This window comes from Butyrivibrio sp. AE3006 (assembly GCF_000424165.1).
In the GTDB taxonomy this organism is placed as follows: domain Bacteria; phylum Bacillota; class Clostridia; order Lachnospirales; family Lachnospiraceae; genus Butyrivibrio.
Map to the genome: position 1 here is coordinate 98,658 of NZ_AUJJ01000002.1, position 22,361 is coordinate 121,018.

General features: G+C 42.4%; 22 protein-coding genes. 12 read left to right on the forward strand and 10 right to left on the reverse strand.

What is annotated here, in order from left to right; translation table 11 throughout:
* Positions 1-13: 13 nt before the first annotated feature.
* Positions 14-769, reverse strand: a complete 756-nt coding sequence (locus G603_RS0102205) for a DeoR/GlpR family DNA-binding transcription regulator (protein ID WP_026524120.1) — start codon at positions 767-769, stop codon at positions 14-16.
* 267 nt (positions 770-1,036) lie between these two features.
* On the opposite strand from G603_RS0102205, the gene G603_RS0102210 reads away from it, so the two are divergent.
* The 7 genes from G603_RS0102210 (at position 1,037) to G603_RS0102240 (ending at position 10,740) form a co-directional block, all read left to right on the forward strand.
* On the forward strand, positions 1,037-2,209 hold the full coding sequence (locus G603_RS0102210; RefSeq protein WP_026524119.1) for a glycoside hydrolase family 88 protein: 1,173 nt from the start codon (positions 1,037-1,039) through the stop codon (positions 2,207-2,209).
* Between the two features lie 34 nt (positions 2,210-2,243).
* Positions 2,244-4,382, forward strand: a complete 2,139-nt coding sequence (locus G603_RS0102215) for a DUF2264 domain-containing protein (RefSeq protein WP_242834825.1) — start codon at positions 2,244-2,246, stop codon at positions 4,380-4,382.
* 21 nt (positions 4,383-4,403) lie between these two features.
* Positions 4,404-5,054, forward strand: coding sequence for an HAD family hydrolase (locus tag G603_RS0102220; RefSeq protein ID WP_026669179.1), 651 nt, complete (start codon positions 4,404-4,406; stop codon positions 5,052-5,054).
* Positions 5,055-5,170: 116 nt separating this feature from the next.
* Positions 5,171-5,839: a flagellar motor switch phosphatase FliY gene (fliY, locus tag G603_RS0102225; RefSeq protein WP_081667270.1), complete on the forward strand. Its 669-nt coding sequence runs from the start codon at positions 5,171-5,173 to the stop codon at positions 5,837-5,839.
* Between the two features lie 5 nt (positions 5,840-5,844).
* A complete protein-coding gene (locus tag G603_RS18940) occupies positions 5,845-6,984 on the forward strand; it encodes a DUF4317 domain-containing protein (protein ID WP_035791718.1) in 1,140 nt (379 codons plus the stop codon).
* Between the two features lie 15 nt (positions 6,985-6,999).
* On the forward strand, positions 7,000-8,748 hold the full coding sequence (locus G603_RS0102235) for an ABC transporter ATP-binding protein (protein WP_026669181.1): 1,749 nt from the start codon (positions 7,000-7,002) through the stop codon (positions 8,746-8,748).
* 54 nt (positions 8,749-8,802) lie between these two features.
* Entirely contained in the window at positions 8,803-10,740 is a 1,938-nt protein-coding gene (locus tag G603_RS0102240) for an ABC transporter ATP-binding protein (RefSeq protein WP_026524114.1), read from the forward strand.
* A 102-nt stretch (positions 10,741-10,842) separates the two neighbouring features.
* Here G603_RS0102240 and G603_RS0102245 read toward each other — a convergent pair whose 3' ends face one another.
* Genes G603_RS0102245 through G603_RS0102280 form a run of 8 tightly spaced genes read right to left on the reverse strand, consistent with a single transcriptional unit; the run spans position 10,843 to position 16,172 of the window.
* Positions 10,843-11,283: a hypothetical protein gene (locus G603_RS0102245; protein WP_026524113.1), complete on the reverse strand. Its 441-nt coding sequence runs from the start codon at positions 11,281-11,283 to the stop codon at positions 10,843-10,845.
* Positions 11,273-11,860, reverse strand: coding sequence for a hypothetical protein (locus G603_RS0102250; protein ID WP_026669182.1), 588 nt, complete (start codon positions 11,858-11,860; stop codon positions 11,273-11,275). The genes G603_RS0102245 and G603_RS0102250 overlap by 11 nt, the downstream gene beginning before the upstream one ends.
* Positions 11,857-12,360 (reverse strand): DUF4860 domain-containing protein, encoded by a 504-nt coding sequence (locus G603_RS0102255; RefSeq protein WP_026524111.1) that lies wholly within the window; start codon positions 12,358-12,360, stop codon positions 11,857-11,859. The genes G603_RS0102250 and G603_RS0102255 overlap by 4 nt, the downstream gene beginning before the upstream one ends.
* A 6-nt stretch (positions 12,361-12,366) precedes the next feature.
* Positions 12,367-12,723: a hypothetical protein gene (locus G603_RS0102260; protein WP_051207378.1), complete on the reverse strand. Its 357-nt coding sequence runs from the start codon at positions 12,721-12,723 to the stop codon at positions 12,367-12,369.
* 13 nt (positions 12,724-12,736) lie between these two features.
* On the reverse strand, positions 12,737-13,786 hold the full coding sequence (locus G603_RS0102265) for a type II secretion system F family protein (RefSeq protein ID WP_026669184.1): 1,050 nt from the start codon (positions 13,784-13,786) through the stop codon (positions 12,737-12,739).
* Between the two features lie 11 nt (positions 13,787-13,797).
* Positions 13,798-14,949, reverse strand: a complete 1,152-nt coding sequence (locus G603_RS0102270; RefSeq protein ID WP_051207380.1) for a transglutaminase-like domain-containing protein — start codon at positions 14,947-14,949, stop codon at positions 13,798-13,800.
* Positions 14,946-15,440 (reverse strand): RNA polymerase sigma factor, encoded by a 495-nt coding sequence (locus G603_RS0102275; protein ID WP_026669186.1) that lies wholly within the window; start codon positions 15,438-15,440, stop codon positions 14,946-14,948. The genes G603_RS0102270 and G603_RS0102275 overlap by 4 nt, the downstream gene beginning before the upstream one ends.
* 9 nt (positions 15,441-15,449) lie before the next feature.
* Entirely contained in the window at positions 15,450-16,172 is a 723-nt protein-coding gene (locus G603_RS0102280; RefSeq protein WP_026524106.1) for a GGDEF domain-containing protein, read from the reverse strand.
* A gap of 172 nt (positions 16,173-16,344) precedes the next feature.
* Between G603_RS0102280 and G603_RS0102285 the strand changes: the two genes are divergently transcribed.
* Positions 16,345-16,569, forward strand: coding sequence for a hypothetical protein (locus tag G603_RS0102285; RefSeq protein WP_155832602.1), 225 nt, complete (start codon positions 16,345-16,347; stop codon positions 16,567-16,569).
* 3 nt (positions 16,570-16,572) lie between these two features.
* Here G603_RS0102285 and G603_RS0102290 read toward each other — a convergent pair whose 3' ends face one another.
* Positions 16,573-17,403, reverse strand: a complete 831-nt coding sequence (locus G603_RS0102290) for a histidinol-phosphatase HisJ family protein (protein WP_026669188.1) — start codon at positions 17,401-17,403, stop codon at positions 16,573-16,575.
* A 169-nt stretch (positions 17,404-17,572) separates the two neighbouring features.
* Here G603_RS0102290 and G603_RS0102295 point away from each other — a divergent pair, with 169 nt between their 5' ends.
* The 4 genes from G603_RS0102295 to G603_RS0102310 all read left to right on the forward strand — a co-directional run bounded on the left by G603_RS0102295 (position 17,573) and on the right by G603_RS0102310 (position 22,143).
* The gene (locus G603_RS0102295) at positions 17,573-18,619 is read left to right on the forward strand and encodes a hypothetical protein (RefSeq protein ID WP_026669189.1); all 1,047 of its coding nucleotides are present in this window, start codon (positions 17,573-17,575) and stop codon (positions 18,617-18,619) included.
* A complete protein-coding gene (locus tag G603_RS18945; protein WP_051207382.1) occupies positions 18,620-19,639 on the forward strand; it encodes an HD-GYP domain-containing protein in 1,020 nt (339 codons plus the stop codon).
* A 144-nt stretch (positions 19,640-19,783) separates the two neighbouring features.
* Positions 19,784-20,809, forward strand: coding sequence for a type I glyceraldehyde-3-phosphate dehydrogenase (gene gap, locus G603_RS0102305; protein WP_026494260.1), 1,026 nt, complete (start codon positions 19,784-19,786; stop codon positions 20,807-20,809).
* 98 nt (positions 20,810-20,907) lie between these two features.
* Positions 20,908-22,143: a phosphoglycerate kinase gene (locus G603_RS0102310; RefSeq protein ID WP_026669190.1), complete on the forward strand. Its 1,236-nt coding sequence runs from the start codon at positions 20,908-20,910 to the stop codon at positions 22,141-22,143.
* The last annotated feature ends 218 nt before the right edge of the window (positions 22,144-22,361 follow it).

Genomic DNA, 22,361 nt, shown 5'->3' on the forward strand with positions numbered 1-22,361 from the left:
TTTTAAATGAAGTTTATTTCTGAATGACAGCTTTTATGATTGTCTGGTCAGAATACTTTTTGCTTGGAGCAGTGTCGGTGATGATGCAGCAGCTTCGAAGATCTGAAAAAGTAACGGAGCTTACAACACCAAACTTGGTGTGATCTGCCAGGACGTAGGAGAGGTAGGTGTGCTTGATTGCCTCAGCCTTGACCAGTGCCTCGTCCACATCAGGTGTGGTAAAACCTGCAGGAACGGAGATTCCGTTAGTGCCCATAAATGACTTGGTAAAATGGAATCTTGAAAGTGCCTCCACGCAGTCAGGACCGATAACCGCCTCTGTAACGGGCTTGATTCGTCCGCCTATTATCATGGTTGAAAGTCCTAGCTCAAGCATTCTCTTTGCATGTACGATTCCGTTTGTTATGTACTTTGCATTTTTATTGGTGATGTGATCGATAAGATGCAGAGTAGTGGTACCGGAATCAATGTAGACAAAGTCGTTGTCCTGTATGAGTGATGCGGCATACTCTGAAATCAGATCCTTTTCCTGAGTGTTGCGGCTTGCCTTTTCAGCAACGGTAGGTTCAACGGTGTTGACATCCTTGGCCTTAAGAGAAGTAGCACCCCCGAAAACCTTGATAATCCTGCGTTCATCATGAAGTACTGACAAATCTCTGCGTATGGTTGCTGCAGATGCATCAAGAGCATCAACCAGTTCCTGAACGGTAGCAGCATTATGCTTTTCTATATAAGCTACGATTTCGTTTCGTCTTTCTTCTGTGAGCATTTTTGATCATCCCCTATTCAATATTCATACTCTGAAATCAGAATAGCATCACAAATAATCAAAGTCAATCAAAGAAAATCAATATACGCGAATAAAAATAACCAAAATTATCAGAAAAGATTATAAATAATCACTAACGCTCAAAATTAACTCAGGACAAAATAATCGATAATAGTGAAAGCTTTTTCTATACATTAAGGTTTTAAAACATTTAAAATATACAATGAGGTAGGCATGAACTTTTTACATTAGAGAAGGAGTACAAAAATGGGAAATCTTACCTGGGCTGAAGATGCCCTTTCAAAGGTGATTAAAAAAGAAAAGCAGGTGGTAGGAAGAAATTATGATAAGCTTCCTTACACTGCTAAAAACCACGTTTTTGATGATAAATCAGAGGATAACGTGTGCTGGTGGACCAATGGTTTCTATGGTGGAATGCTGTGGCAGCTATTTAGGGAAACCGGTGATGAGGAATATGAGAGAGCAGCTAAGAGGATTGAGGAAAAGCTTGATGCCAATTTCCTTCAGTACAACGGAATGGATCATGACAGCGGCTTTAAGTGGCTCCTTACAGCTGTTGCCAATTACAGGTTTACAGGAAATGAGCAGTCAAAAAACAGAGGACTTCTTGCTGCAGCAAATCTGGCAGGTCGTTTTAATGTAGAAGGAGAGTTTATCCGCGCCTGGAATGACTGGGGCGATGACAGGGATACGAGGGGCTACGCCATAATTGACTGTATGATGAATTTACCGCTTCTTTATTGGGCAAGCGATACGGTGGATGATCCGAGATTCAGACAGATAGCCGTAAGACATGCTGACACTGCCATGGACTGGTTTATCAGAGAGGATGGTTCATCAAGACACATCGTTGAGTTTGGTTTAAACGGCGAAGGTTTTGTCAGAGAGCATGGAGGTCAGGGCTACGCTGAAGGTACAGCCTGGACAAGAGGTCAGACCTGGGCAATTTATGGCTTTGTAATGAGCTATATTCATACAGGTGATTTCAGATATCTTGAGACTGCAATGAATGTGGCTGATTTCTTTGTAGCGCATATTCCTGAAAGCGGGCTGATCCCTGTTGATTTCCTGCAACCGGCGGAACCTGCCTATGAGGATTCGACAGCTGCTGCAATAGGTGCCTGCGGACTAATGCATCTTGCAGATGAGCTTTCAAAAGCTTTAGAAAGTGCAGATAGTTCAGAGCTTCCTGAAATGATCAAAAACGCTCACGGGGTAAAATACAGCGATGCAGCCATAAAAATACTTAAGACTCTTACAGAGAAACGCTGCGATTTTGATCCTGAACATGATGAGCTTCTTATTAACTGTACAGCGGCTTACCATGACAAGGAGCATCATTTCCCCATCATTTACGGTGACTACTACTATATAGAAGCCCTTCTTTATCTTTTGGGAAGAGGCGAGTATTTGTGGTGACTTAGAGCTTGCATAGATTACCCGGAGGAGAATTATGACTGAAGATTTGAACATGAATTCCAAAGAAGTATTTCAGGTAAAAGAGCCTGATTATGAGCTGAGCCCCTATACGGGAGTTACAAGAAAGCACTGGATAGATGCAGGAGTCTATCTTTTAAGAGGACTTTTTGAAAATCTAAAGAGTATAGACGATGCACCTGTTGTGCCAAGAACGGAAACAGAGGTGACATATCCTCACCTGAACTCAGATGAAGGAAGGCGCGATGCTGAGAGAAGAGCTGAGATTTTCGAGGGACTTACCCGTACTTTTTTCATAGGCTCTGTACTTATTCATGAAAATCCTGAAATCGAGATTGGCGGAATAAAGCTCAGGGATTACTACAGTGAGCATATTCTTCGTGCGCTTACAATTAAGGACAGTGATGAATATGTGAGCACCTATGAGGAGCTTATGGCCATAACGGGAAGTAAAGATCCCACAAACTGTTTCCAGCAGACTGTTGAGACCTGTGCTCTGGTAATAGGTCTTTGGGCCTGCAAGGAAGAAATCTGGGACAGATATTCTAAGGAAGAAAGAGATTCTATAGCAACTTTTCTTAAAGGCTATGCCCATGCTGCAACCGTTCCTCAGAACTGGCGTCTTTTCAATATGCTGGATATGGCATTCCTTTATATGGAAGGATATGAGATCGACGAGCATGTGATGAGAGAGCATGCACAGGCAATTCTTTCCTATTATGTAAGGGATGGCTGGTTTAGGGATGGCCACAGCTTTGATTACTATTCCTGCTGGGCATTTAATGTATATGCGCCTATATGGAATCTATGGTATGGCTATGAAAATGAGCCCTATATCGCTGAGAAATTTGAAGAAGCTTCAAATAAGCTGATGGAGACCTATCCCGACTTCTTTGACGGGGATGGCTATACCATGATGTGGGGAAGAAGCTGTATTTACCGCTTTGCGGCAGTAAGTCCTCTTGATGCAAATTTCCTTCTGAAGAACCCTAAGGCAGATCCCGGAAGAGCAAGAAGAATCTCATCGGGTTCACTTTTGCAGTTCCTCACAAGGGATGACTTTTTGGAGAACATGGTTCCTGCCCTTGGTTTTTATGGGCAGTTTACTCCTCTTGTACAGGGATATTCCTGCGCAGAGTCCGTTTACTGGATTGGAAAAGCGTTCCTTTGCCTGCATCTGCCAGCAGATCATCCTTTCTGGACGGCAAAAGAAAATAACGGTGACTGGGATAAAGACAGTGTTAAAGTAACTACCCTTGATGGCCCTGCCCTTAGCTTTTCAAATCATCCTAAAAACAAGACAACAATCTTAAGAACAGGCAAGGTTGTTAAGGATGGAAGCGACATCCACGGAATGTGGAATTACAGTAAGCTTTCCTTTAATTCAAAATATCCCTGGGAGTCTGCTCCTGCTGAGGATGTAGAGTCCATGCAGTATGTGCTTACCGATGGCACAACGGGAGATATGGACAGATGCAATGTGACATTCTGGGGTGGTGAAAAGGACGGAGTTTTATATAGAAGACAGTTCTTCAATTACAGGCTTGAGACTGAGTGCCACTGGTTTAATGCGGTTAATCTTGCAGATTTTCCTGTAAACTACGGCATTATAAGAGCAGACAAGCTAAGGCTTTTCAGACCGGATGTGACAATAACTCTTGGAGCATACGGTTTTCCTGATAATGGAAGCACACAGGCGATACGCAGAGAAAAGAAGGTTAAGATATCATCAGGCATAACAGGCGAAGCAAAGGAAATAACGGCAAAGGCAATAATCCTTAAGGGGCATGATAGTCAGGGCAGAGAGAAGCAGCTTGCCATGACTGTTTATACCGGCTTCTATGATCTTGAAATCATAAAGAGCACCGGCACCAATCCCGACAGTGAAAAATCTGTTATTATATATGGAAAGTATTATAAGAAAAACCTCTATGACAGCTCGGAGGATTATGTACTGATCTCACAGACCATCACAAAAGAGAGCCATGAAGATTTTGGTGAGGATGAGCTTTTCCCTATAAAGGAGATCGTATACTCAGACAAGGACATGACAGGAGCTTACGGATCTGTAAGCATAACTTTAGCAGACGGAGTCTCAAATAAAGCGCAGTACGATATAAATTACGAGCTGCTCGAGGGCAGAATGATGCTTTAAGAAAAAATAAGGCGGTAAGTAATGAGTATAAAAGCAGTATTATTTGACCTTGACGGAACACTTATAGATACAGAGAGATGTTATCAGATAGTCTGGCCCAAGGCAGTAGCCCACTTTGGCTTTGAGATGACAAGGGAGCAGGCACTTATGCTAAGAAGCCTTGGAAGACCCTTTGCACCAAGACAGTTTAAAGAGTGGTATGGTGACAGCTTTAATTACGATGAAGTAAGGGCCTACAGGAAGGCGCTTTTCGAAGAGCTGATTGCAAGGGAAGGCCTTAAGTTAAAGCCCTACGCGGAGGAAATCCTTAAGTACCTTAAGGAGCGCGGAGTGATGATTTCCACCGCCACAGCTACAGACGAGGAGCGCACCACCAGGTATCTTACAAAGGTGGGACTTCTTGACTATTTTGATAAGATTTGCTGTGCTACACAGGTAAAAGAGGGCAAACCTTCCCCTGAGCTGTATTTGTATGCAGCTGAGCAGGTAGGCTTTTCAAAGGATGAGTGCATAGCCGTTGAGGATGCGCCAAACGGTGTAAAATCTGCGGCGGCAGCAGGCATCAGAACCATTTATATACCTGATACCAATGATGACGAAGCGGCAATTGGCGGGCTTTATTATAAGAAGATGAATAATCTCTTAGAACTTAAGCAGCTTTTTGAACAGTGAAGGTCCAAATAAGGGCATAAATATGAACTTTTTCGCCCGATTAGGTAATAGAAAATTTATATTTAATATCCCGAAACTTTCTTTACACTTTTTAGTCGGTAGACTAAAATATATGTATACGCGAGTTCTTACGCGGTTCTGAATCGAAAACAGAAACTAAAATAGAGGGGTATTATATGGATCAGGCATTGTCTAATGAACAAATCGATACTATTGGAGAAATCGCCAATATCAGTATGGGTAATTCTGCGACTACCCTTAGTATGATGGTTAATCGTAAGGTTGATATTACGACACCTAACGTTTCTGTCATAAAAAGAAGTGAATCACTTGATGATTATGCGAAGACCTGTGTGTTTGTTCAGATTCATTATGTAAAGGGACTTACAGGTAATAACGTTCTCATTTTGAAAGAAAATGATGTCAAAGTAATGACAGATCTGATGATGGGCGGAGACGGTACCAATACCGCCGGTGATATTTCAGAACTTCACCTTAGTGCAGCTTCTGAAGCGATGAATCAGATGATGGGAGCAAGTGCCACATCTCTTTCAATGATGCTTGGTGTTCCTACCGACATCAGCACGCCTATTGTAAATAAGATTGATGTAGACAGTGTTAAGATTTTTGAAAAGAGTTTTGAAACGGAATATGAGTATTTTGTAAAAATAGCTTTCAGAATTACTATCGGAGATCTTATAGATTCAGTTATGGTTCAGCTTTATCCGGTTCAGTTTGCCCGTGAGATGTGCGCGAAATTTATGGCAAATGAAGCGGAGAGTTGATTTTAATGAACAAAGCAGAAGTACTTGAAATACGTAAACAATTCACACCCGACAGATGCACGATCGATCACATCTGCGGGTGTTATGTTGATTACGAGAAAAATAAGCGTCTTGTTTTCAAAAAGGCGTTTGGTTCTATTCCGGAAGAGGAGATGTTTAAATATCTTGATATCTTCAAGCATACTCTTTCAGGTGTCTTCGGAAGAAGTCTTATAGGTCTTGAATTCCCGGTTGATCAGGAGGTTGAAGGTGGAACACAGGAGTTTTTACTGCGCCTTCGTGACAGCCATCTTGAGGATGATTCACTCATTGATGAATTCTACGACAAAATAATAGCTAATTATTTCTACGGCGAGAATTATTTAATAATCCTTGTACATGCGATTTATGATATTCCGGGTATCACTAAGGATGGAATAGAGATGGAGGATTCCTCTGATAATATCTATGACTACATCCTTTGCAGCATCTGTCCTGTTAACCTGTCCAAGGCTGCTCTTGGCTACAACGAAAAGACAAATGAGATAGAGGACAGATTCCGTGACTGGGTTGTAGACGGCCCTACAAAGGGATTCCTTTTCCCTGCATTTATTGAGAGAAATGCTGATATCCACAATATGCTTTACTTTACCAAAAAGCCCGAGGACCTTCAGCCGGAATTTGTGGAGGCCCTTTTTGGCGGCAGATCACCTATGTCTGCTCCGCAGCAGAAGGATCTTTTCAATTCACTTGTTGAGGAGACCATCGGGGATCAGGCAGATTATGATGTGATGCGTAATGTCCACGAGAATCTTGCATCCATGATGGAGGATCATGAGGACGATGATGAGCCCTTCGAACTGGGAAAAGAGGATGTTAAGCATCTTCTCAAGGACAGCGGTGTATCAGAAGAGCGCATGGAATATTTTGATCAGAATTACGAGAAGATCGCCGGTGAGATTGAGATGCCTCTTCTTGCATCAAATATTGCAAACACAAGGAAATTCGACATCAAGGCACCGGATGTTGTGATCAAGGTCAATCCCGACAGGACAGATCTGGTGGAGTCCAGAATAATAGATGGAAGACAGTGCCTTGTTATTGCAGTAGATGACCATATCGAGGTAAATGGCATTAACGTAAGGACGATTCTTCAGGGACAGTAAAGAGAGGACTTGAGTATGGTAAAAAAACTTTTAGGGGAATTACATGAATTTAAGCTTCCCAGTATTCTTACTCCCATTTGTATGATAGGTGAGGTTATCGCAGAGATGATCATCCCTGTACTCATGGGAAGAATGGTAGATCTGGGAATAAACGGCGGGGATATGGCATACATCGTAAAGACGGGTGTCATAATGATTCTTGTTGCGCTGTTTGGCCTTTTATCCGGTATAGGCGGTGCGGTATTCGGAGCAAAGGCATCCACAGGCTTTGCCCGCAACCTTCGTAAAAAAATGTTTGATAACGTTCAGACATTTTCTTTTGCAAATATCGATAAATTCTCATCTTCAGGTCTTGTAACAAGACTTACAACAGATGTTACGAACATTCAGAACGCATTCCAGATGATACTTCGTATGGCAATGAGAGCACCAGCTTCCATGATCGTAGCTATGGTGATGTCATTTATCATCAGCGCAAAGCTTGCAAGCATTTATCTGGTTGCTGTTATTTTTCTTGCCATAGTGATCGTGTTTATCATGAATAATGCCACCAAGTACTTCAAGCAGGTATTTGAAAAATATGACAGCCTTAATGAAAGCGTTCAGGAGAACGTATCAGCCATCAGAGTAGTTAAGGCATACGTTCGTGAAGAGTATGAAAACAATAAATTCAAGATAGCTGCTCTTAATATCTACGAGATGTTTGTAAGAGCAGAGAAGATCGTTACACTGAACAGCCCTATCATGACAGGTACCGTATATGCCTGCATCCTTCTTATCAGCTGGGTTGGTGCACACATGATAGTTGCAGGAGAGCTTACTACAGGTGAGATGATGAGTCTTCTTACCTACTGTATGAACATCCTAATGAGTCTTATGATGCTGTCCATGATCTTCGTAATGGTTACCATGTCACAGGCAAGTGCCAAGAGAATTGCAGAGGTTATAGATGAAAAGACAAGCCTTGGCAATCCTTCTGATCCCATTACGGAAGTTAAGGATGGAAGCATTGACTTTGAGCATGTTGATTTTGCATATTCAAGCGATTCAGAGGAGCCTGTACTTAAGGATATAAACATAAGTATCAAATCAGGTGAGACCATCGGAATCATCGGCGGAACAGGTTCTGCAAAATCATCTCTGGTTAACCTTATAAGCAGACTTTACGATGTCACCAAGGGAAGCATCAAGGTAGGCGGAGTTGACGTAAGAGACTACGATATGGAAGCTCTTAGAAATCAGGTTTCCGTAGTTCTTCAGAAAAACGTTCTCTTTAGCGGAACAATCTACGATAACCTTCGCTGGGGCGATGCAAATGCAAGCGAGGAAGAGATTAAGAGAGCCTGCAAGCTTGCCTGCGCAGATGAGTTTATAGAGAGATTCCCTGACGGTTACAACACAGTTATAGAACAGGGCGGAACAAACGTATCAGGTGGACAGAGACAGAGACTTTGTATAGCAAGAGCTCTTCTTAAAAAGCCCAAGATCCTTATCCTGGATGATTCTACAAGTGCTGTTGATACAGCTACAGATGCCAAGATAAGAAAGGCTTTTGCGGAGGAAATCCCCGGTACAACCAAGCTTATTATCGCACAGAGAATTTCCAGTGTTCAGGAGTGCGACCGAATCATTGTTATGGATGATGGTAAGGTTAACGGATTCGGAACACATGATGAGCTTGTTAAGAACAATGAGATTTACAAGGAAGTTTATGAATCCCAGGTTGGCAGCAGCGGCGATGCGGATTTTGATGAGCCAAACTGATAGGAACCTGCAAGATAATCATTACTTCATTGTTTACATAGGAGGAATTTCCACATGGCAGAAGAGAAGGTAAAAGAGGTACGAGGCCCCGGCGCAAGACGCGGAATGGGACCAAGACCCAAGATAAAAAATCCAGGAAAATTGTTTAAAAGGCTGATGTCTTATGTATTTAAAGACTACGGCATTCACATGATACTGGTAGTTGTCTGCATCATCCTTACGGTTGTTGCAAGTGTACAGGGAACTATGTTCACAAAGACCCTTATCGACAGCTACATTACCCCTATGATAGGGCAGGAGAATCCTGATTTCGGACCTCTTGCAGGAGCTATCGGCAGGGTAGTAATATTCTACGCACTTGGCGTAATTGCAGCATTTGTTCAGGCCAGACTGATGATCTATGTGGGCCAGGGAACCCTCAAGAATCTCAGACTTGAGCTTTTTGAACACATGGAATCACTTCCAATCAAATACTTTGATACTCACGCTCACGGCGATATCATGTCAATCTACACCAACGATATTGATACCCTGAGACAGATGATCTCTATGAGTATTCCTCAGATGCTCAATAGTGCCATCACTATTGTCAGCGTGTTTATCTCAATGGTAATCCTCAGTGTTCCACTTACGATAGTAACTATCTTGATGGTTGCCATCATGCTTTTTGTAACTGCAAAAGCAACGGGCGCTTCAGGTAAAAACTTCGTAGCACAGCAGAAGAACCTGGGTACACTTAACGGATATATTGAAGAGATGATGACTGGACAGAAGGTAGTTAAGGTATTCTGTCATGAGCAGCAGGCTATAGAGAAGTTTGACGAACTTAACGAAGAACTTTTCCAGAGTGCATACAAGGCTAACGTATTTTCAAATATCCTTGGCCCTATAAATACTCAGCTGGGTAACCTGAGCTATGTAGTATGTGCTATTGTGGGTGGCGCCATTGCTCTTAATCAGTATCTTGGATTCACAGTTGGCGGACTTGCAAGCTTTTTGACATTTAATAAGAACTTCTCAATGCCTATAAACCAGGTGTCCATGCAGTTTAACAGTATAATCATGGCTCTTGCGGGTGCTGAGAGAATTTTCGCTCTTCTTGATGAAAAGCCTGAGACAGATGAAGGCTACGTAATGCTGGTTAATTCCAAGATGGTAGATGGCAAGATCGTAGAGTCTGATGAATTCACAGGACACTGGGCATGGAAGCATTACCACAAGGCTGAAGGGACAACCACATATCAGCCCATGGAAGGTGATGTTACATTTAACGATGTGGACTTTGGTTATACCGATGAAAAGATGGTTCTTCACAACATCGTGCTTCATGCTAAGCCCGGACAGAAGATAGCACTTGTCGGATCTACCGGTGCAGGTAAGACCACAATTACTAATCTGATCAACCGTTTCTACGATATTCAGGATGGTAAGATCAGATATGACAATATCAATATCAACAAGATCAAGAAGCCTGACCTTAGAAAATCTCTTGGCATAGTACTTCAGGATACACATCTTTTCACAGGTACTGTTGAGGAGAATATCCGCTACGGTAAGCTTGATGCCACCCATGAAGAGGTAGTTGCAGCTGCAAAGCTTGCAAACGCCCACAGCTTCATAAAGCGACTGCCGGAAGGTTACGATACCATGCTTACAGGTGACGGCGCAAATCTTTCACAGGGTCAGAGACAGCTCCTTGCAATTGCAAGAGCGGCTATTGCCAATCCCCCTGTACTTATTCTTGATGAAGCTACAAGCTCAATTGATACCCGTACAGAGAAAATCGTTCAGGACGGTATGGACAAGCTCATGAGTAACAGAACAACCTTTGTCATTGCTCACCGTCTGTCCACCGTAAAGAACAGTGATGTTATCGTGGTACTTGAGCAGGGCCGCATCGTAGAAATGGGTAACCACGACGAGCTTATCGCTAAAAAGCAGCGTTACTATCAGCTTTACACCGGTAACAAGCCTGAGATGGTTACAGCTTAAAGCCCGAGTATAAAAAAGAATAGCAAAATTAAAGCCTCTGTGCCTTAAGGAAAATATCCTAAAGGTACAGAGGCTTTTAGTTTTGGAGAATTAGAGGGTTGATCATTTCATTACAGGAAGTCTTTGATCAAGCTCAATGCGGTCATCATGGGTGACAACGCGATAGGATGTGACCTTGTATGCGGGCTCATCCATGGAATCCGGATAAGTGGGTATTATTGTGATATCCAGAGTCTGAGTATCGTTTATGGGGAAGCTCTCTGAGAAGCTTTCTGCGCCAACCATGTTGTAGAAGGCATCCTCTGAAGATGAGAGCATATAACTGTTGGTTAAGGATGATCCTGTTCTTGCTATGAAGGCATTGGCTTCATGACAGGCATCATAGTAGCTGTTACAGCGCTGCTTCATTTTACTGCTAAGAACAAAATCCGCCCTGGAATTAACAAGAGTCAGGGTGGCAAAGGATATAAGGCCCAGAACCATGAAAATCAGCATTATGGAAGCTGCGCCTATATGTGTTGAATTTATTGAATTACGGCCCATCTGTTTCTGCCTCCATATCTCCTATGTAGTAGTCAACGCTCCTGGACATAATAAGTAATGGATCTGAAAGAGAAGGAGCTTCAGCGATTATCTCATCACCCGGGAAATTTAGAATGTAAATATCTCCCTTAAGGGCGTTGCCTTTATATTCAGTTGTGCTGCCACCGCAGTCGCTGTAAACTTCTGAAGCGGGGAGCTGTGAAACTGTCAGCAAAAGCTCATATTTTGCCCCCTCCGGAGCACCATCGCTCAGGGGAAGTTCAATGATTTCCCAGTCTTCATCAAAAAACATAACCAGAGTCCCGATTTCTGGATTCTCTTCAAAGGAAACAAGGATTACGGATGATTCTGAGTAAAAGTCAGCTATATCACGAAGATTCCCTTTTTTGCCATTGAATACCTCTGCCAGATTCTGAACCCACAATACAGAATTGTTTATGCCGATTGATTCCTGAGACAGGAGATGGGCAGACACAAAAAGGCGCACGCAAATAGTGCTGGAAACAGCAAAAAACAAAATGGCTATTATGAGCTCCATAAGAAAGAGACTTGTTTTGTTGTGCTGATTACTGTTCATGCGTCTACTTGTCCTTTTTCAGACCTTTTGGAAGTTACAAAGGTTATTTCTTCGCCATCGGTTAATACCACAGTTATGCGGAGAATTCCGCCTCCTAAGGTATCAATCTCAAGGCTGTCGATATCCATAATTTTCTGACCGGTTTCCGGCATGAGATTTTCTACGTCGGCTCTGGCTTTTATTTCCATAAGAGCGCCATCGTAGTCATAGATATAGGTTACATAGTCTTTTCCGCCTTCCGTACTGTCGATGCGGATGGCACCTGATTTGTTGAAGGTATCTGTTGAAACATTGCCCTCTGAATCGTTCTGTCTTAGTTTTTCTGTGATATAAGCATAAGCGGTTCTTCTGTCATAGTTTTTTTGCATGACGGAAACACCCCTGCTGTAAATGCTTGAGCCGATGGCGATCAGCATGAGAGCGCTCATGGCAAACAAAAACAGCAGAGCTACGACGAAGATCATATCGATTATGTGTCTTTCGTGGCTTTCCTTTTTCATAAATAATTACAAATCCTTCTTTGCATCACCCTGTATGCGGATGATTGTGACATCAGGGTAGATATTTGCACCTATGGGCCTGTAGTCCACAAAGAACAGCTCCTTGTCGTAGATAAGACCATAGTGCTGCTCAAGGTAATCAAGACTTGGAGGATAGACTCCTTCAAGGCAGTAGCACTGGATTATGTCCCTATCTATAGCCTCGGACAGGCTGGTTTCCTGCTTGTCGATATTGGAGGTGCTAAGCTCATTTACGCCGTTCCAGAATATGAAAATAAGAACGACGATTATAAGAGTATAACCAATCTTTGAGACGGCTCCGGATATTCTGTTGGCTCGTTTTCCGATATAAATCTCTTCCATTTAATTTCCTATCTTAACCTATAGATGACATGATTCCCATAAGAGGAAGAATTACCGATAACAGTATCATTCCAACTACCAATGAGAGAATGATTACGAGAGTGGGCTCAAGTACTGCAATAAAAGCATACATTTTGCGCTGTGTTTCCTCGGCATAGCGGTTGGCAATCTGCTTCATTACGACGTCCATGGAGCCGGTGGTAAAACCGATGGAAACCATTCTGGAGTAGAAGCGGTTAAGGATTCCGGATGCCTGCAGTGCCTCAGGGAAGCTGCTGCCGTTTGCTATGAGGGAACGGCAGGTATCTATTTTGGCGCTCATTGACTCAGAATCAACAAGGTTACTTACAAGCCTTAAGCCTTCGTAGGTATCCATGCCGCTGGAAAGAGTCAAAACCATGCCGTTGGCAAATCTTGTGGTTGCCACCTCCTCATAGAGTTTTCTGATGGGCGGTATATGCATTCCTATTTTATGGAAAACTTCGCGGCCCTTATTGGTTTTAACAAAGAATACGCACAGGGCTGCATTTAATGCCAGAACGATTATGAAAACAGCGGAATAGTTTTTTAGGGTAACTCCGATACTGAGAAGGGAGTTGGAAAAACTGTTCATGCTGGTTCCAAGCTGCGCAAAAACCTGACCGAATACAGGGAGTACACGGGTGATCAGAACAATGATAACCACAAGCATCATACCGATCATGATAAGAGGATAGGAGATTGCTCCTATGATGTTCTGTCTGATGGTATCTTCACGCTCGTAGTAATCTGCAAGGGAGTCCATGACAAGATCAAGATCTCCGGACTCTTCGCCTATCGTGACCATGTGAATAACATAGCCCGGGAAAGCTCCCGACATCTGCAAAGCGATGTGGAATTTTTCTCCTGAATGAAGTATCTGCAAAATGGTCTTAAGAATTGCATCATCACCCTCAAACTTAAAGTCCTGAAGCATGATCTCGATGCTTTCTGCAGGGGCTATTCCTGCTTTTATAAGAAGAGCCATCTGTCTGCAAAAAACTGATATTTCATATTCTGAGAATTGTTTTGAAGAGGCTTTCATATCGTGTCTCCCTAATAAATATATTTTGTCTTGTAATTTTCTCCATCGCCGATGAAGTTGGCCAGTTTCTTGGTGTCTGTGGTTGAAGCAAAGGTGGGATCCATAAGAGACCACTCTTTACCGTCAAATTGGATCATTCCGTTTATCCAGCCTATATCCTTTATATAAGTGCTGAGCCATGCGTGATATGCGGTACCTGCATAACCGACCTCCATTCTGGTGGGGATTTTCTGGCTCCTTAACATGGCTGTCATCAGAACTGCGTAGTCGATACAGATTCCTTTTCCTGTGGTGAGAACTTCGTCGATCTTAGGAAGATATCCGCTTTCAACGGTTTCTGCTTCGTGATAGTCGTAGGTCATGCTGGTGATAAGTGCGTTATAAACATTGGACACCACATCGAGATCGGTATTGGCGCTATAAGCCAGGTACTCGGCATAATCTATAGCCTGATTGTCCGCATTAAAGGTTACGTACTGATTGGGATAGAGGAAGGGTAAAAATTCATCATCCAGCGTAGCCTCTATCTCCTGGGTAAATACGGTTGCGTACTGGAGACCTTCGATGTTCTCAAATACTGATATCAGATAGGTTCCGTTACCTGCCTGAAGAGGGAATACCTCATCTTTTCCGCCATCCGTCGCCATATCGTAGGTGTAGGTGATCTCATCCGGGCCCGTGATCCTAAGCTTAACTTTTCCTGATTCTCCGGTGTAATGAATGATTACGTAGCCCTGATTAGTGTTGGATGCATCTACATGAGCATATTGATTCTCGTAGACTTCCTTGCCATCAGCTGTTGGAACAAGACATAGCGGAGTATTGTCACGGCTTCCCTTTACCAGTAGCGATGTATCGTAATTAGTGGAATCCGCCATTACCTCAGCTGCGTGCTTCCTGTCCACATCAATGGCGTGTCCTTCAGGAAGAGCAAAAAGCAGGATTGGTGAAGTGAGGATAAGTATCAGCATGGAAAGGCATAAGCAGATACAAAAATCCATAGTATCCATTCTGGATTTTAGAGATGTGTCATACACTGCGCCGTCAAAGGAAAGCAGGAAGTGAGTATCCTTCCCCTGGGAGCCTATCACCTCCGCAAGGGCGCCGATGACGTCTTCTTCTTTTATATGAAATTTGTGTTTGCGATTTTTCTCATATTTCATTCTGTGCCATTATCTGCTTCGTGAAGCTGTAGTATATGATTCCTTGCTGATAAAAGATGGGTTTTTACAAGGTTTTTGCTGACTCCGAGAGCATTTGCTATAGCTTTTTCATCAAGCTCTCTTATGTCATATAAAAAAATAATCTGTTGTTCTAAAAAGGGAAGGGATGAAAAATCATCGGGATTGAACAGCTCATAGACTTCGCTGCTGCAGCCGTTCATGGTTTTCCTGTAGCATACATCAAAGGATATCCTTCGAAGCCATGCGCTGAATAAAGAAGGATCCTTTAATGATAATATGTCATTTAAGACATTTTCATATATTTCCGTAACGGCTTCAAGGGCTTCCTTGTCATCACCGAAAACATGCCTGCAGTAATTGAAGGTGTCATCCACGGTGAGACAGTAGAGCTTTGCAAAGCTCTCGGTATCGTCATTCCACATGTCCATTACGAGCTTTTGTAATTCTCCGGAATGGTCTTTGCTAAACATAAAATGCTCCTAGTCAAGAACCTTTGAGTCTGATTCGTATTTTCTGTAAACTGCTGCGATGAGCACATAGAAATGCTCAGGAGAGATCTCATCCCCAAGAATCTGTGAATATCTCAGGCGAATGGGAATCTCGGAATTTAGGGTATTGTGGTTGTGAAGTCTTTTGCCCAGTAATTCCAAAAATGAATCGATGGAAGTCTGGGTGCAGTTTTCAATAACAACTATGAATTCATTACCGCTGTTTCTGCCTATAAGACCATACTGCATACCAACGGATTCAAGTATGGTGCAGAAGGTGGAGATTGCTTTATCACCGCCTGCGCGTCCGTTTTTGTCGTTCAGCTCCTTCAGGTTATCAAGTTGCATCAGCACACAGCCAAGGTGAAGAAGCTTTTCCGGAGAATCGTATTTTGATGAGATTCTGTCGATACTGAATCTGTTGGGGAGACTGGTGAGCTTATCAAGGAAGGACAGGTCACTTAAGTCTTTTACAAAATCTATATTTTTCTTCATCAAAATAAAATCCATTAGAATCGCAAGGAAGCCGATTATAAGGCATAGCCATGTGATTATGAATGTGATCATAAAGATTATGTCGCCTGTGACAGAAGCCCTGAATTCGGAATTTAAAATCAGGATCAGAAGATATGAGATGCTAAGTATTATTAAAATCGCCATCATTATGATCTTGGCGAGTCGTATTTTTTTTATCATGCTGCGTTTGTAAGGCATTTGCGCTCCCTTCAAAAGCCGATAATAGCATATTTTCTTATTTAAATATTATAAAGGATAGGCAGTTTAATGAAAATGCGAAACCATTAACTATTGCTAAAGATATTTTAAATTATTCGGAAAATCATGCATGTAATAGATGTTTTACAGTATAATGTCAAAAAGAGGTGACATGATGATATTATACGCGGTGATTGTGGCATTACTGATACCGGCAGGTATTTTTGTATACAGGTATGTGGTAATGTGCGGGAAAATAAAGAAAAGATTGAAAGTTCTTGGCACAGCGCAGAAACAGCTTACTTTCCCAAAGAGCCTGCATCTGATACAGCTACAGGACATGCTCTATGAGAAAGAAACTGAGATGGCAGAGGAGTACTTCATAACAAAGCTTTAGGACTTAGAGTTTGATGAACTCCTGCTTTCTTTGACTGAACTTTGCATAGTGAGTAAAGCCGCAGGCTTTAACCATTTCTGTGGCTACATCGAAACAGCCTGCAATATGCTCCGGAACATGGGCATCAGAACCAAAGGTGATGATATCACCGCCAAGCTCACGGTAGCGAATAAGAATATCCTTTGAAGGATTTGGATTTGCAAGTGCATTTTTTGAGTACAGGGACTTGGTGTTTACATCAAGTCCTTTTCCGTTTTCTATAAGGTGCTTTAAGATTGCATCGAGAATATCTGCATAATCTGCGTATCTGTAGTTTTTATCAAAGGATGGCGCGTAGCGGACAATATAATCAAGGTGCCCCAGAACGTCATAATTATTGAACTTTTCAAGGTTTTCCAGGGTGGACTCAAAAAACTCAAGGAATGCCTCTTTTTCAGATCTTCCTTCATAAAAAGAAGGATAGTAGGGATCTTTTCTGTGGCATACATGATTTGACGCAATGACAAAATCAAAGGGATAGGAATTTATATAGTCATTGTTTTTATCTGAAAGGTGCGGCTGCATACCAATCTCTATGCCCCAGTTAAGTTCTATTTTCCCTTCATAGGCAGGCTTTAAGGAAAGAAATTCCTCTCGGTAAGCCTCCGTATTTACCTCAAAACCATCAGGCGGATTGTCAGGCATATCAGGGTAGTCAAAATCGTTGTGCTCTGTAAAGCATATAGCTGAAAGTCCTTTCTGAATGGCGCTTTCAATCATGTCCTTCATGGGAGCATCTGAGTCCCCTGAATTGTGTGTGTGCATATGAAAATCTGCTGGAAGTGAATTTATCATTATAATTCTCCGTGGGTGTGAATCTTTTTTTCCAAAACACATTATACAGCATCAGGCAGTATGATACAGAGAAAAATTGTCGTTTTACAATACTGACAACTTGTAAAATGGTATAATATATGTATCTGTTGTGATTCTCATTGTCGTGATTTTCATAAGGAGACCTGCTATGAATAGAACATTTGATTATGTTGATGGCAACATGGACATTCTGATGTATAACAACACCATCAGGAAGCTGAAGGATGTCAAAAAGGGCGATCTCGTATATTCTGTTCAATACGATGGCGAGATTCATCAATATATTAAGGGTGAGGTCACAAGCATAAATAAGCGAAAAGGCAAAGCTGTCAGGATAACTCTGTCTGATGGCCGAACCATTACAAGCAGCCCCAATCATCAATGGCTCACGAAGCTTGGATGGCTTTTTGCGTATGATGATGGGACACTTGAGCCGGGCAAGGTTTTCCTTAAAGAAGATGTTAAAATGTCCGGAATTAGCAGGGCCATAAATAAAAACTATTCCGAGACTAAGTTTTATATGGAAGGCTATTTCCTCGGGGCACAGGTCTATGGGAAAAAGCTTATAGGCCTTAAGGGCGGAGAGATGGCAGAGTTTGTTTTCTGCGAGTCTGCCGTTACAATGCGTCTTTATAATTATCTGCTATATTGCGGAGCACATGTCACAATAGAGCCCTGCTTTGCCCACAACAAGGATACAAATGAATACTATGTTACTGTCAAGCTGAATATTCCATATAAGCAGATGGTAGTTCTATCCGAGAAATTTGCAAAACACAGAGATAAAGATGAGTTCTTAAGAGGGTTTGTTGCAGGAGTATATGATTCTGACGGAACTGCCAATCCTCTTGTTAAGAATCTTGCCAGTTCCAAAAAGCAGTATCTTGAAGTATTGAAAAAAGGCCTTGATATGAATGGCTTTGAATATGAGTATAACAGCCAGGATATGACGGCTACGCTGTTTGGCGGAGCATCAGAGCTTCTAAGGTTCTACAGTACTTATACGCCTGTTATTACAAGGCAGTTTGAATATGTACCTATCAGTAATCTGAATACAGAGTCATTAAAAATTGTTTCTATTAAAGAAGTTAAATGTGATGAACTCGTTGAGATCACCACAACCGCCAGAAGTTTTATTGCAAACGGGGTTATTTCACACAACTGTACTACTGGTATTTTTAAGGAGGTGCAGTGAATGAGGTATGTAAGCGCCAGGCAACTTAAGCCGGGGATGGTCTTGTCCAATAATCTGTATGATGATAACGACAAGGTTCTTCTTAAGGCTAATACGGAGCTTTCTCAAGCCTATATAAACAGAATTCAGCAGATGGATTTTGACGGTATTTACATTTTTGAAGAAGGCGATATAGAAACAGCCAGGCAGATTGTGTCAAACGAGACCAGAATGAAGGCGATTAATAAGCTAAAGAAACTGGATCTGAATGCATGTCAGTTCCTGGCTAACAGCATTGTTAATGAAATTCAGAATGCTGAATCGCTTATTGTCGAGCAGATGACCTTGAGCAACTATGATAACTACACTTATGTTCACAGCGTAAATGTGGATGTTTTGTCTGTGATCATAGGAATAGGCATGGGGCTTAGAAATGAAGAGCTTGAGTTGCTTTCTCAGGGTGCGATTATGCATGACATAGGCAAATGTGATATTCCCATAGAGATAATCAACAAGCCTTCAAAGCTCACCTGGGATGAATTTGAAATAATGAAAAAACATCCGGAGCACGGACTTAACAGGCTTAGAGAAAAGGTAAAAACAGATGGAGAGGACGTGGCTGCGGTTGTTAAAAATGCCGTGTATTCTCATCATGAAAACTGGGATGGCTCAGGATATCCAAGAAAACTAAGCGGTGAAAAAATCCATAAGTTTGCAAGGATCATACATGTGGCAGATGTTTATGATGCCCTGACATCCAAGCGCGCTTATAAGGATTCCATGAATCCCGCAAATGCTATCGAGTACATAATGGCAAATACCGGAACCATGTTTGATGATGAAGTTACCAGTGTATTTGTAAAATATGTGGCGCCGTATCCCATTGGTTGCAGAGTCCTTCTGTCCAACGGTAAGCAGGGCGTTATATCTGAGAATAATCAGAAGCAGCTGTCCAGGCCCAAGGTTAAGCTTGATAGCGGCACAGTTGTAGATCTTATGAATAAACTTGATATTACAATTTTGCAAATATTGAACACTTGATGATTTATTTGCGTTTTTGCCTAAAGATTACTTGAAAAATCTGATAAAGTCAGATAAAATATATTTGCTGTCAAATTTTTGACAATCACATGTAAAGAATTAGTAACAGCAAATAATTTTAATATCATTTTAGGAGGACTTAAAATGGCAGTAAAGGTAGCAATTAATGGTTTTGGCCGTATCGGTCGTCTTGCATTCAGACAGATGTTTGAGCACGAGGGAACAGAGATCGTAGCAATCAACGATCTTACAGATCCTAAGATGCTTGCACACCTTCTCAAGTATGATTCTTCTCAGGGTAAGTATAAGTACGCTGACAAGGTATCATTCAGCGATCACTCAATCACAGTAAATGGTAAAGAGATCGAGATCTACAAGGAGGCTGATGCTAATAACCTTCCTTGGGGCAAGATTGGTGTAGACGTAGTTCTTGAGTGTACAGGTTTCTACACATCAAAGGATAAGGCTCAGGCACATATCAACGCTGGTGCTAAGAAGGTTGTTATTTCTGCTCCTGCAGGAAATGATCTTCCTACTATCGTATATAACGTTAACCACGAGACACTTACAGCTGATGATAACATCATCTCTGCAGCTTCTTGTACAACAAACTGCCTTGCACCTATGGCAAAGGCTCTTAACGACTATGCACCTATCCAGTCTGGTATCATGGCAACAATCCATGCTTACACAGGTGATCAGATGATCCTTGACGGACCTCAGAGAAAGGGTGACCTTAGAAGAGCTCGTGCAGGCGCTGTTAACATCGTTCCTAACAGCACAGGTGCTGCAAAGGCTATCGGCCTTGTTATTCCTGAACTCAACGGCAAGCTCATCGGCGCTGCTCAGAGAGTACCGGTTCCGACAGGTTCAACAACACTTCTTTTCGCTGTAGTTAAGAGCAGCACAGAAGTTACTAAGGACAGCATCAACGAGGCTATGAAGAAGGCTTCAGATCCTGAGACATTCGGTTACAACGAGGATGAGATCGTATCTTCTGATATCGTTGGAATGACTTATGGTTCACTCTTCGATGCTACACAGACAATGGTTACAAAGATTGGTGACGATCTCTATGAAGTTCAGGTTGTTTCATGGTATGACAACGAGAACTCATACACATCTCAGATGGTTCGTACAATCAAGTACTTCGAGAAGTTCGTTAAGTAATTTTTGTCTGAACTTTTAGAGAGATCTTATGTGAGGTCCGGTCCACTAGGACCGGACCTTGTTTGTTTCATTATTAAAATTCCAGGAGGAAAAAACAAATGGCACTTAATAAGAAATCTGTTGATGATTTCAGCGCAAAGGGCAGAAGAGTACTTGTTCGTTGTGACTTCAACGTACCTCTTAAGAATGGCGAGATCACAGACGAGACACGTATCAACGCTGCACTTCCTACAATCAAGAAACTTATCGCAGATGGCGGCAAGGTTATCCTTTGCTCACATCTTGGTAAGGTTAAGAATGGCCCCAACGAGGGCGAGTCTCTTGCTCCTGTAGCAAAGAGTCTTTCTGCTAAGCTTGGCAAGGACGTTAAGTTCGTTGGCGATTACAACGTAACAGGTGCTGAGGCAACTGCTGCTGTCGAGGCTATGGGTGAGGGTGATGTTGTTCTTCTTCAGAATACACGTTTCCGTGGCAAGGAAGAGACAAAGCCTTCAGATGCAGGCGAAGCTTTCGCAAAAGAGCTTGCAGATCTTTGTGATGATTATGTATGTGACGCTTTTGGTTCTGCTCACAGAGCACACGCTTCTGTAGCTGTTGTTACAAAGTATGTTCGTGAGAAGGGCGGCAACTGTGCAGTTGGTTACCTTATGCAGAAGGAAATCGACTTCCTCGGCAACGCTGTTGAGAACCCTGTACGTCCTTTCGTAGCAATCCTTGGTGGTGCTAAGGTTGCTGATAAGCTCAATGTTATCAATAACCTCCTTGAGAAGTGCGATACACTTATCATCGGTGGTGGTATGGCTTACACATTCCTTAAGGCTAAGGGATATGAAGTAGGTCTTTCTCTTGTTGATAACGAGAAGATCGATTACTGTAAGGAAATGATGGAGAAGGCTGAGAAGAACGGCAAGCAGCTTCTTCTTCCCGTTGATACAGTAGTATCAGGCGGATTCCCGGATCCTATCGACAATCCTGACATAGAGACAGCTATCGTTGAGTCCAATGCAATTCCCGCTGATAAGGAAGGCCTTGATATCGGCGTTAAGACAAGAGAGCTTTTCGCAGATGCTGTAAAGAATGCAAAGACTGTTGTTTGGAACGGACCTATGGGTGTATTCGAGAACCCTGTACTTGCTGAAGGTACAAAGGCTGTTGCTAAGGCTCTTGCTGATACAGATGCTACAACCATCATCGGTGGTGGTGACAGTGCAGCAGCAGTTAACCAGCTCGGCTTCGCAGATAAGATGAGCCACATTTCAACAGGTGGCGGCGCTTCCCTTGAGTTCCTTGAGGGTAAGGAGCTTCCCGGTGTTGTTGCAGCGGACGATAAGTAATCACCTGGCGAGGTATTTTCGAGCCTGGTGTACTACTTAGTTCGATTGAGCGTGAGCGAGAGTCGAACTTCCTTGTGAATAATAAATTTGTATTTGAAGTCTAAATGAGTCTTGAAAGTATTTATATCATTGAAGTGGCTTTTGAAGACGCGGGTACTTAATCTGTGTATTTTACAGATTTAGTACCCTTGCGTCTGAAACAGAGCGGAAGCGTCCGC